Below are 12,176 nucleotides of genomic sequence, written 5' to 3'. Positions count from 1 at the left end.
TCATAACGATTACCTTGTCACCAATGCCTGTTTCGAGAAATTGAAATATTGATCCGCATTATTGTAACAGATGTTCTCAATCATACCGCCCAGCAGTTCCATATCATCCGGGACTTCTCCAGCCTCTACCCAAGAACCTACAAGATCACATAGAATTCTTCTAAAGTACTCATGTCTGGTATACGATAAAAAGCTTCTGGAGTCTGTTAACATTCCGACAAATTGGCTGAGTACCCCTAGATTAGCGAGCGTCTTCATCTGTTCCAGCATGCCATCCTTATTGTCATTGAACCACCATGCCGTTCCGAATTGAATTTTCCCAGGTATACCTCCCCCTTGGAAGCAGCCCATTAAACCCGCAATGACATGATTATCATTCGGATTCAATGAATACAAAATCGTCTTAGGCAGTGCGTTCTCACGATCCAGCGCATCAAGCAGTCCTGCCAGTGGTTTAGCAATCATGCCATCATTGATGGCATCATAGCCTGTATCCGGACCGAGACGCCCGAACATTACGCTGTTATTATTACGAAGCGCATGGATATGGAATTGCATCGCCCAATCCAGTTCGCTATATAATTTCCCGAGGAATATAAGTGTGAACCCTTTGTACTTTTTCTCTTCACTCTCGCTTACAGTGCCTTCACGAATTGCTTTGGCGAATATTTCTGTAGCTTCCTCCAAGGTAGCTGGCTCAAAAATTACTGCATCCAAAGCATGATCGGATACACGGCCCGCTCTAGCATGGAAGTATCTCACCCTGCTCTCCAGCGCTTCAAGAAACTGTCCATAATGCTCAACCGCTATTCCCGAAACTTCACTAAGCTGATCCACCCAAGCCTTGAAGGTAGGACGGTTGATTTCGAGTGATTTATCTGGTCTGAATCCCGGAACTATGCTAGCTTCGAATCCACTTAGAGTACTGATTTTCTCGTGATATTCTAGATCATCTACAGGGTCATCGGTGGTGCATACAACGGTCACCTTCGATTTAATGATCAAGTCTCTTGCTCCAAAGCCCTCGCCTTGCAGTTGCTTGTTCACTTCGTCCCAAATCTTCGGAGCATTAACCTCATTTAGCAAATCATATACTCCAAAGAAACGCTGTAACTCCAGATGTGTCCAATGATAGAGCGGATTACCGATTATCCTTGGAACAGTTCTTGCCCAGGCCAAAAATTTATCGTAGTCACTACCATCACCGGTAATGTACTTCTCTTCTACACCATTTGCCCGCATCACTCTCCATTTGTAATGGTCACCATACAGCCAAGCCTCGGTAATATTGTTAAACGTCTTGTTCTCATAAATCTCTTTCGGACTGAGATGGCAGTGATAGTCGATAATCGGCATGTCTTTCGCATAGTTATGAAACAGCTGAATCGCAGTCTCACTGGACAATAAGAAGTTCTCATCCATAAATTTTCTGCTCATGAGTTTTGCTGCTCTCCTTTATAATCATAATGGGAGTTACAATCGGTTTAACGTAAACATTTTGATGTTTGAACTATTCATTGAATATTAATTAAATCTAAAATAAATGTTTTGCCTAGCGTTGTGTTGAAAATTGTTCACGTTAACATTTATCTACATTGTAAACTTATTTATAAAATGCGCAAGTCTTTTTCGAAGGACATTGTTACAGTTATTTTAATACCGCTATTTCCTATCATAAAAAAACAGGCAATCCTGTAAGATAAGGATCGCCTGCTAGAAGTCATTCCAATTTAAGTTAGCGGGAAATTAACTGCCCAGATTTTCGCTCCAATCATGCACCATCGAACCCTCTAAGTATTTCTCAGCATCCATTGCTGCCATGCAGCCGGTGCCTGCTGCAGAAATCGCTTGACGGTAACGGGTATCCTGCACGTCACCACAAGCGAATACACCCGGAATGTTCGTTTCTGTCGTTCCAGGGGTGACCACAATGTAGCCATTGGTATCCGTAGTAATCTGGCCGCCTAAGAACCCGGTATTCGGCGTATGTCCGATCGCGACAAACACCCCATCCGCTTCGATGAGTTCTTCCTGCCCTGTCTCATTGTTGCGAACCGTCAGCCCTTTAACGCCAGACTCGCCGGTTGTTACTTCAAGCGGTGTACGGTTAAGTGCCCACGCAACCTTACTGTTATCGCGTGCGCGATCCTGCATGATCTTCGAAGCTCTGAGCTCATCACGACGATGAACCAGAGTTACGCTGGAAGCAAATCTTGTTAAGAAGCTGGCTTCCTCCATCGCGGAGTCTCCTCCACCGACCACGATAATCTTTTTGTTCCGGAAAAAGAAGCCGTCACAAGTAGCACAAGTGCTGACCCCACGGCCCACATTCTCCTGCTCCCCTGGTATTCCTAAATATCTGGCAGAAGCACCGGTAGAAATAATTACCGACTCTGCCTCTAATACACCCAAACCATCTACTGTCACTTTGAATGGACGCTGTGAAAAATCCACTGAATCCACCCAACCATTCTTAAATTCAGCACCAAAACGTTCAGCCTGCTTCCGCATGTTGTCCATTAAATCCGGACCGAGAATCCCTTCAGGAAAACCTGGAAAGTTCTCTACTTCCGTTGTCGTTGTCAGTTGTCCACCTGGCTGCAAGCCTTCAATTACAAGTGGGTTAAGGTTGGCACGTGCCAGATAAATAGCAGCAGTAAGCCCGGCCGGGCCTGTTCCGATTACAATCGTTTTGTACATAACAGTGGCCTCCTCACAATAGGGTTTAAGCGTCAAGAATTTAGATATTTTCAGTAAACGGGGGAAGACTGTCGCTCACACTTCCCTGAAAGCTACATTCATCATCGATACGCCGAGCATAACGACTGACCATCGACACAGAAACGTCGTAACGCAGAGCTACTTCACGATAGGTAACTGGAAGGTTATGCATTTTTGCGATCAGATATTCTAAGGCAGCACTCCAGCCCCCCGCGTGACGGATAAAAGGAACATCTGGATAGATGCTGCTCACGAATTGCTTCCAAAGTAATTCAGCGTCTTTTTTCTGGACGGCATCAAATCTCCGGTCCATCATACTTACCGTCTGGTCGATGACTTTTTGCCAATCATCTCTCCATTCTGGCAATCCCTTCAGACGTGCAGTAGAAGTTTCTTTGGCTTCCTGAAGTACATTTTCCTCCGGAACACTACCAATCAGTCGTTGCAGGCTGAGAAGCGCAGCTTCTTGCAGCTTTTCTTCCTGCAATGGCTGTTGCTTCAGAAGTCCTTGCAGAATCTCGGACATTTCTTCATCTTCGATCCAACGCAGAGCTTCCGTCACCTGAAGCTTCGTATTGGCATCTCCGTAGCGAAGCGCCCAGAAGAAGGAGGAACGAAGCAGCGGATTGTTCCGCACCTCTTCGGCAAAGCTGCCTTTATTATCTTTCCACAGCTTCAGCTGCTCTTGAAATGGAAGCTGATAGTTGTAGCTGATTGGAGATAACGCTTTGCCTTCTCCCTGTGCTTGCTGCAGCTGGGCCAGAAAAAATCTCGGCACAGCCGATTCCGGATCCAGCTTAGTAGCTTTTTGCCAGCAGCGTTGAGCTTCTGTGTACAGTCCACTATTACTTGCTGCTGCCGCACAGTAATGATACAAGCTGGCGTCACCGCCGACTTCCTCATCCTTCAGCAGGCGACGAAAATGACCATAGGCGGTTCTATGCCGTCCAAGAATTCCCATCGTAGTGGCCATTTTGAACAAATGCTCCTGGTGAAAAGGAATAGTCGTCTCTAGCTGACGTAATAATCCTGCCAGTTGCCCGCGGTCACCTTCATACTGCAGAAAGATCGCCAAGTTACAAAGTGCGTGCAAATTGCCAGAGTCCTGTTCAAGCACCCGCATAATACATTCTTTGGCTTTGGTAAAACGACCCATATAGAAATACGCAAGGGCTAGGTTGTTATGCGCCGCCAAGAAGTCTGGCGTATTGCTCACAATCTCTTCAAGCAAAGTAACGGCTTGTGTAAACTTGCCTTCCTCCAACAGCGCCCGGGCCCGCTCATGCTCTATTACCCCTTCCCGGCTTCTAATCCGGATAAGCGGTGCAGGACGATCCAGTTCATATTGCAGAAGTTCCATCAACTCTTCCGATTCGGCCAGAAACTCACCGTTCACATCTTCTTCGAGATAAGTAACGAGTGAGCGTTCTGCCTCCTCATAGCTTTCCATATTGGCGAAGTTGTTAGCCATATAGAAATAACATTCCGTCATTCCAGGATCAATATTCTCCAGCACATGGGTCAAAATATCGTTTGACACCTCATAATTACCCATTTCTGATAATACACCTGCTACGTTGCAATGATTTACCGGGTTCTCCGGTTCGTACTCTACAGCTTTGCGAAAATTCTTTAATGCCTTATCATATTGAAAGCGATCCAAGGACCGAACGGCTCTTTCAAAGAAAAAATTGGCATTCAGAGTGACGGGAATAACATTACCATTCTCCTCATACTCTGAAGTTCTCTCCATCATGGAAGCAAGGCACCCCCTTATAAGAAGCTTCCTTTTATACTAACGAAAAAATAGGAGGACGGCGCCCAATGGGGTATACCGGAGCTCCAAACTTAATCGCTATTCCGTTCCCTATATGGGTGCGGCTATCTTCACACAGTATACCACATGTGACCGTGAGATTCTCAAGTTGAGAAAGACTCTACCACTCCACATACAACAACTTTTCAAATAAAAATAAAAAAGACGGGGAATTAAATTCCCGCGTCTCTGAAAAGCTTATCGATCGAACCGCCCTCAAGAATAATACGTGTAGCTTGAGCAAGCATCGGTGCAACCGATAAGACCTTAAACCGACTTGAATGATCATCTGGCAGCGCGATAGAGTCGGTAATGACCACTTCCTCAATTGAGGGATGGTCAAGCCGCTGCAGCGCAGGCCCTGAGAACAATCCATGCGTTGCACAGACGATACTGTCCTTCGCACCTCTCTCTTTCAGACCCTCTACCACATTCACAATGGTAGTCCCTGTATCAATCAGGTCCTCGATAATAATCGGTGTACGTCCCTCTACATCACCAATGACATGAGTGATTACAGATTCATTATGGGCTGGACGCTTCTTGATCATAATGGCAAAAGGTGAATCCAGCTTATTCGCCAGCTTCTCAGCCATAGAGGCACGTCCGGCATCTGGAGAGACAATGACCAAATCAGACATAGCCTTGGCCTTCAAATGGCTGCTGATCAAATCGAGAGCAGTCAGATGATCGACCGGAATGTTGAAAAATCCTTGAATTGCCGCTGCATGCAAATCGATAGTGATTACACGGGTTGCGCCGGCGGTCGTAAGTACATCAGCTACCATCTTAGCCGAAATCGGTTCACGAGGTGCAGACTTACGTTCCTGTCGAGCATATCCATAATACGGCACAATAATGTTAACTGTACGTGCCGATGCCCGTTTAGCAGCATCTATCATCACGAGCAGCTCCACGAACATCTCATTAATGGGATGGGATAGGGATTGCACCAAAAATACGTCGCAGTTCCGGATGCTCTCTTCGTAATGCACGTAAATCTCGCCGCTCATGAAACGGGTCAGCTTAATCTGCCCCAATTCAACACCAAGTCGCTCTGCAATATCTGCCGCCAGCTTTGGATTCGACGAACCGGAAAAAATACGTAACTGTTGATGATGCATAATACCCTCCTGCGGATTATAAATTATAGTTTGAACGGAACAGCGGTACGACGACGACCCTCAAATACAGCCAGTTCACGAAATCCTGTGTGCCAAAGCAGGCTACGAGCCTCTTGTAAGCCGTCTCCAAGCTTAGCAGGGTCATGTGCATCCGAGCCGAGCGTAAGAGGTATACCGAGCTTAAAAGCCTCCTGTAGCAGATGTTCCGCTGGGAACATTTCAGCACACGGCTTGAAAAGTCCTGAAGCATTTAGCTCCATGGCGACTCCGCTATCTGCTATAACCTTTAAGGTTTCCAGTTCCAATGCTCTCACTTCTGCTTTACCATCTGGTGTCTGTGGACCATAGCCGAACCGTTTAATAACATCCATATGTCCTATAATATCATATAATCCCGATAACGCCGACTTCTTTACAGCATCATAATAAAGACGATATACCTCTAGTTCATCCTTACCTTCCCAGCCATGAACCTGTCGATAATCCGTAATATCCCATTCCCCAAGAAAATGCACAGAGCCAATCAGATAATCCCATGGGTAAGGAGATAAAATCTCACGAATTTGATCTTCGTAGCCTTCAATATAATCCGCTTCCAGCCCCACCCGCAGATCTATGGCTCCACGATAACGTTCCTTCAGACTCAGACATTCCTCTACATAACGAGGCAGTTCAGCCATTGGCATCGCCATCTCAGGGTAATAGCTAGCAGGATCGACATGAATGAGCGGCAAGTGGTCCGATAACCCTAGTTTCTCAAGTCCAAGCGCAATCCCGCGCTGCACATACTCCTCAAGCTTGCCCACGGCATGACCGCAGCGCTCATGATGCGTGTGGTAATCGATATGCATCCTTCAGTCCCCCCTAGTACTGATCCCGGCGTGGGCGCTCGTGGCGGGTACTGAGCTCTTCCATGATCTCATCCAGCGGAAGCTTACGCTCCTGTAGCAGAACTAGTAAGTGGTAGATCAGATCACTAACCTCAAGACGCAGCTCGGCATTGTCTTTATTTTTAGCGGCAATAATCGTTTCAGAGGCTTCTTCGCCTACCTTCTTAAGGATCTTATCGACCCCTTTATCGAACAAATAAGTGGTATATGCGCCTTCCGGGCGTTCTACTTCCCGCTCAGCAATCACGCGCTCTAGCTCGCCAAGAACGGTAAACCGCTCGCCATCCGTAAGACTTGCAGCCGATTTTTGCGCTTCCTTGGTTTGGTTATCCAAAGGGATTTCACGGAAAAAGCACGAAGTAGCTCCAGTATGGCAAGCTGGTCCTTCAGGAACAACCTTCACGAGCAATGTATCACTATCGCAATCATAGGCTATGGAGGTAATCGCTTGTGTGTTGCCGGAGGTTCCACCTTTGTGCCAAAGCTCGCTGCGTGAGCGGCTCCAGAACCAGGTCTGACCACGTTCCAGCGAGAGCTGCAACGATTCCGAATTCATGTAAGCAACCATCAAAACTTCAAGTGTGTTGGCATCCTGTACAACCGTAGGCACCAATCCCGCTTCATTCCAGCGAATGCCGGCCAGCGCTTCTTGTTGGCTAATGGATGTATTCTTTTCTGTTTGACTCATCGGATCTCTACCCCTTTTTGCTTCAAATCAGCCTTTAAGTCGTTAATGGCAATCTCTTTATAGTGAAAAATGGTCGCCGCCAGTCCAGCATCAGCTTTCCCTTCCGTAAATACATCGTAAAAATGCTCCTTCTTCCCAGCACCGCCAGAAGCAATCACAGGAATACTAAGTAAGTCGCTTACTGCTGAGGTCAGCTTCAGGTCGAAGCCATCTTTCGTGCCATCTGCATCCATACTTGTGAGTAAAATCTCACCTGCTCCGAGCTTTTCAGCTTCCTTGGCCCAGGTCAGAGCACGGATGCCAGTGGGCTTGCGACCACCATGTGTATACACTTCCCATTCACCAAATGCCTCGTTATATTTAGCATCTATGGCTACCACAATACATTGAGAGCCAAAACGGCGTGCACCTTCCAGAATTAACTGTGGATTTGTGATAGCAGCCGTATTAATGCCAATTTTGTCTGCACCTGCACGAAGAATCCGCTTCATATCATCAGGTGTAGAGATCCCGCCGCCCACTGTAAAAGGAATGGCGATTTCACCTGCGGTCTGCCGCACAACCTCAATCATGGTCGCTCGGCCTTCTACGGAAGCTGATATATCGAGAAACACAAGCTCATCTGCACCCTCACGGTCATACAGCGCCGCGAGCTCAACCGGATCTCCGGCATCACGCAGATTCACAAAGTTAACGCCCTTGACTACCCGTCCGTCCTTAACGTCAAGACAGGGGATGATACGTTTTGCTAACATAATAAATCCCTCCTTTATTGCAAAGGTTTTTCGGTCCCCCTAAACACAAACTTAAGCCCATAACACCTTCGCGTTCTACGTTCTTGCCTCTGTGAGTAGGCGGGCATACACAGCCTGCAAGCCCAAGCTAGACATACACTCATAATCCCTGTGTCTCCACGATTCATGCTCCTGGCAGGACGACGGACTCGCGACACCCGCAAGACCAAATTCATTAGGCCACCTGTGGGCTCGCGCTCATGAAATAATCGGCTCATTTAGTTGCATCATGTACAGTTATTTCACCGTCCATCCAGCAAACCATGCGTTTAACTGCATTTCGTACAATTAAATCTGGAAATGAGCTTAGAAATAAGATCAACTCTCATTTATAGCTGCACGAAATACAATTAAATTAGCAAACATGCTCTTAATTGGAACAATAGTTGTATGAAGTACTCTTATATCATCCAGCTAAGGCGTAATGCCCATCCCGCCGCCTAATTAGCTTATTACAACAGATTCCACATCAGACTTTAGCTGAAACCACCTTAGTCGCTCAATAGCTTAGGGTTTATCAACCTAGTTCGACGTTCTATTGCACTCTGTACAATAGAGTAAACCTCAAACAATCAAATTGTGCCGTCTATTGTATTTCGTGCATTAGATTTCCCAGAAATCCACGAAAACGAAGGTTTATCACTATTTCAACTGTATAAAGTGCAATCAAATAAACATTCAAGCCCTTTAAGAAGGGTTCTATTGCACAAAATACAACCAAACCTTCTAATAAGATTTTTAGCACAGTAAGAACGAATTAATTAGTCAGTTATTAGTCAGTTATTTGTCAGGTTCGTCAACTAACGCAGCTCATACTCAACACTACTTCTGTGCGAGTGCCTGCAAAGCTTTGGAGAGATCAATATTGCCCGTGTACAACGCCTTGCCAACAATAGCTCCGCCTACACCGCTGCCGTTATGCATGCTCAGACGTAACAGATCATCAAGACTGGTGACTCCGCCGGAGGCGATCACCGTTTTACCACTGACCTTCGCCATGGACACAATGCCCTCCACGTTCGGCCCCTGCATCATTCCGTCGCGAGAGATATCGGTGTAAATGAACGTCTCTGCTCCTTTTGCAGCCAGTTCCTTAGCCAGATCCTCAGCACGTACCTCAGAGGTATTCAACCAGCCATGTGTGGCAACATAACCGTTGCGTGCATCAATGCCGATAGCTACTTTATCACCGTATTTAGCCAATACCGCTTCGGTAAAAACATGATCATTAATCGCAGCAGTGCCGATAATAACGCGGCTAACACCAAGTCCAAGCAATTTTTCCACGTCCGCAAGAGTACGAAGGCCACCGCCCACCTGAACAGGCACGTTAGCATTAGCAGCAATAGCGCCGATCATCGCATCATTCACAGGATGACCTGCTTTTGCCCCGTCTAAATCCACCAAATGAATGAATTTTCCGCCTTGCTCTTCCCAAGATTTGGCCACCTTCAGTGGACTATCATTGTATATCGTTTCCTGACTGTAATCCCCTTGTTGCAGCCTGACACATTTTCCATCCCGGATATCAATCGCCGGATATACAATAAAAGAAGACATTTGGCGCTCCCCACTTTCGTTACATTATATTTATAGCGCGGCTTACGTCCGCTCTCCCTTTAATTTCAAGAAATTACCCAGCAGCTTCATTCCCAGCTCTCCGCTTTTTTCCGGATGAAACTGCATGCCGAATACATTATCCTGGCCCACGATAGCCGTAACTGGGTATCCATAATCGGTGACTGCCAACAGGTCACTCTTATTCGCTACAAGTGCGTGATAGGAGTGGACGAAATACACATGCCCCTCATCGAGACCTGCAAACAGCGGACTTTGAGGTTGTCTGAAGCTCAGCTTATTCCAACCCATATGTGGCACTTTATAGCCAACTCTAGGAGCAAATCGCACCACCGAGCCTGAGAGAATATCAAGACCCTCATGGCTGCCATGCTCTTCACTGCTGCTAAACAGCAGCTGCATGCCGAGACAAATGCCAAGCAGCGGCTGTGTTCCGGCAGCTACCTGTTTAATCACAAGATCCAAGCCACTTTCCCGCAGCTGCTCCATCGCATCGCCAAATGCACCGACACCCGGCAGAATGACACTATCAGCAGCGAGAATTTGCTCGGCTTCCCCCGTCACTACACACTCATAACCGAGGCGTTCTACCGCCTTGCTCACACTGTGCAGGTTGCCCATGCCATAATCGACGATTGCAACAGTCATGCTACAGCACTCCCTTCGTAGAAGGCACACCCTTTACACGTGGATCAATTAGTGTTGCTTCATCGAGTGCCCGTCCAAGCGCCTTGAATACAGCCTCAATCATGTGATGTGTGTTAGAACCGTAGTGTACAATCACATGCAGCGTTATCCGAGCTTCCAGCGCGAACTTCCATAAGAATTCCTGAACAAGCTCCGTCGAAAAGCTGCCCACCTGCTGTGAAGGATACGTTGCGCGATATTCAAAGTGTGGGCGATTGCTGATATCGATCACAACCTGCGCCAACGCCTCATCCATCGGTACAAAAACACTCGCATAACGTTTGATTCCTTTTTTATCACCTAGTGCTTCGTACAGTGCTTGACCTAGGCAGATCCCAATGTCTTCAACCGTGTGGTGATCATCAATTTCGATATCTCCTCGCGCCTGTACTGACAGGTCAAACTGGCCGTGCTTTGTGAACAGATCTAGCATATGATTCAAAAAAGGAACATCCGTCTCCAGCTCAGAAACTCCACTTCCATCTACGTTAAGAGACAGCTTGATATCCGTCTCGTTTGTTTTGCGGCTTAGTCCTGCTTGGCGCAAGGCTTGTTCATTATTATTCTCCATATCCGTCTCCACCTTTTCCTTCGTTCTTGAGTCGAATCTCAATGGCCCGTGCGTGGCCTTCTAACCCTTCGCGACGTGCCAGCTCTATAATGGTCGTTCCATCACGCAGGAGGGCTTCCTTGCTGTAATAGATCAGACTTGATTTCTTTATAAAATCATCCACATCCACTGGCGACGAGAACCGTGCCGTACCATTGGTTGGGATAATATGATTCGGTCCGGCAAAATAGTCGCCCACAGGCTCTGAGCTATAAGCTCCTAGGAAAATGGCTCCAGCATTCTCAATGCTGCCCACAAGACCCATAGGGTCCTCGACAACAATCTCTAAATGCTCTGGTGCCAATCGATTCACTACGGAGATTCCTTCCTCCATAGATTCCACAACAATGATCGCACCGTAATTCTCTACGGATGAACGGGCGATCGCCTGTCGCGGCAGCTCCTGTAGCTGACGCTCCACTTCAGCAGCCACACTAACCGCCAAGCTCTGCGATGGCGTGACTAGAATCGCCGAGGCCATCTCGTCATGCTCGGCCTGCGAGAGCAGATCCGCTGCGACATAGGCCGGCTCAGCGGTCTCATCTGCGAGCACGACAATTTCGCTTGGTCCCGCGATACTGTCGATGTCCACGGCACCATATACCTCGCGTTTCGCTAGCGCAACGTATATATTGCCGGGCCCACATATCTTATCTACCGGCGCTATGCTCTCCGTCCCAAAAGCCAAAGCAGCTACCGCCTGCGCTCCGCCCACACGGTAGATCTCATTCACACCTGCTTCTGCGGCAGCAACCAGGATGTATGGATCAATCCCTTCTTTGCCGCCGGTGGATGGCGGGGTTACCATAACGATCTCTGGCACGCCTGCGATCTGCGCAGGGATCACGTTCATCAGCACGGAGGAAGGATAAGCTGCCTTACCGCCAGGAACATAAACCCCTACCCGCTTCAGCGGACGAATAATCTGTCCCAGAATCGTGCCATCGGGCTGAAGATCCATCCACGAATTCCGTTTCTGTCTAGCATGAAAGGCCCGGATATTGGCTGCGGCTGCTTGAATAGCAGATACGAAAGATTCTTCTACTCGGCCATATGCTGCCTGAAGCTCTTCTGGAGTTACCCGCAGCTGATTCGACGTAAGCGTGACCCGGTCAAATTGCTCCGTGTAGCGAAGAAGTGCCGTGTCTCCTTCTTTTTTAATCGCGGTCACAATTTCCTTTACCGCCTGATTTTGCTCTGGCGTTCCATACTCGACTTCTCGCTCTAGCTTAAAGTCCTTGCTCGATACAACCTTCATCGCTGGTTCC

11 protein-coding genes are annotated in these 12,176 nt (G+C 47.5%); all 11 read right to left on the bottom strand.

The window, feature by feature from the left end; genetic code table 11:
• Positions 1-9: 9 nt before the first annotated feature.
• The 11 genes from uxaC to hisD all read right to left on the bottom strand — a co-directional run bounded on the left by uxaC (position 10) and on the right by hisD (position 12,166).
• The gene (gene uxaC / locus CA600_RS22965; protein WP_094873177.1) at positions 10-1,437 is read right to left on the bottom strand and encodes a glucuronate isomerase; all 1,428 of its coding nucleotides are present in this window, start codon (positions 1,435-1,437) and stop codon (positions 10-12) included.
• A gap of 309 nt (positions 1,438-1,746) precedes the next feature.
• Positions 1,747-2,700: a thioredoxin-disulfide reductase gene (trxB, locus tag CA600_RS22960; RefSeq protein WP_094873176.1), complete on the bottom strand. Its 954-nt coding sequence runs from the start codon at positions 2,698-2,700 to the stop codon at positions 1,747-1,749.
• Between the two features lie 40 nt (positions 2,701-2,740).
• Complete coding sequence (locus CA600_RS22955; RefSeq protein ID WP_094873175.1) at positions 2,741-4,477, bottom strand: tetratricopeptide repeat protein; 1,737 nt, start codon at positions 4,475-4,477, stop codon at positions 2,741-2,743.
• Between the two features lie 233 nt (positions 4,478-4,710).
• The gene (locus tag CA600_RS22950; RefSeq protein WP_094873173.1) at positions 4,711-5,661 is read right to left on the bottom strand and encodes a ribose-phosphate diphosphokinase; all 951 of its coding nucleotides are present in this window, start codon (positions 5,659-5,661) and stop codon (positions 4,711-4,713) included.
• 23 nt (positions 5,662-5,684) lie between these two features.
• Complete coding sequence (gene hisJ / locus CA600_RS22945; RefSeq protein WP_094873172.1) at positions 5,685-6,512, bottom strand: histidinol-phosphatase HisJ; 828 nt, start codon at positions 6,510-6,512, stop codon at positions 5,685-5,687.
• Positions 6,513-6,525: 13 nt separating this feature from the next.
• Positions 6,526-7,239, bottom strand: a complete 714-nt coding sequence (hisIE, locus tag CA600_RS22940; RefSeq protein WP_094873170.1) for a bifunctional phosphoribosyl-AMP cyclohydrolase/phosphoribosyl-ATP diphosphatase HisIE — start codon at positions 7,237-7,239, stop codon at positions 6,526-6,528.
• A complete protein-coding gene (gene hisF / locus CA600_RS22935) occupies positions 7,236-7,994 on the bottom strand; it encodes an imidazole glycerol phosphate synthase subunit HisF (protein WP_042123282.1) in 759 nt (252 codons plus the stop codon). Before hisF ends, hisIE begins: the two co-directional genes overlap by 4 nt.
• Before the next feature lie 861 nt (positions 7,995-8,855).
• Positions 8,856-9,593 (bottom strand): 1-(5-phosphoribosyl)-5-[(5-phosphoribosylamino)methylideneamino]imidazole-4-carboxamide isomerase, encoded by a 738-nt coding sequence (gene hisA / locus CA600_RS22930; protein WP_094873169.1) that lies wholly within the window; start codon positions 9,591-9,593, stop codon positions 8,856-8,858.
• 42 nt (positions 9,594-9,635) lie between these two features.
• Positions 9,636-10,259 carry an imidazole glycerol phosphate synthase subunit HisH gene (hisH, locus tag CA600_RS22925; protein WP_094873167.1) on the bottom strand — a complete coding sequence of 208 codons (624 nt, stop codon included), beginning with the start codon at positions 10,257-10,259 and terminating at the stop codon, positions 9,636-9,638.
• A gap of 1 nt (position 10,260) precedes the next feature.
• Positions 10,261-10,869, bottom strand: coding sequence for an imidazoleglycerol-phosphate dehydratase HisB (gene hisB / locus CA600_RS22920; RefSeq protein ID WP_094873166.1), 609 nt, complete (start codon positions 10,867-10,869; stop codon positions 10,261-10,263).
• A complete protein-coding gene (gene hisD, locus CA600_RS22915; RefSeq protein ID WP_094873164.1) occupies positions 10,859-12,166 on the bottom strand; it encodes a histidinol dehydrogenase in 1,308 nt (435 codons plus the stop codon). Before hisD ends, hisB begins: the two co-directional genes overlap by 11 nt.
• Positions 12,167-12,176: the final 10 nt, after the last annotated feature.

Source organism: Paenibacillus sp. VTT E-133280, assembly GCF_002264385.1.
GTDB classification, from domain to species: domain Bacteria; phylum Bacillota; class Bacilli; order Paenibacillales; family Paenibacillaceae; genus Paenibacillus_AQ; species Paenibacillus_AQ nitricinens.
The sequence above is the reverse complement of the archived record's forward strand: the minus strand, read 5'-3'. Positions and strand labels throughout refer to the sequence as shown.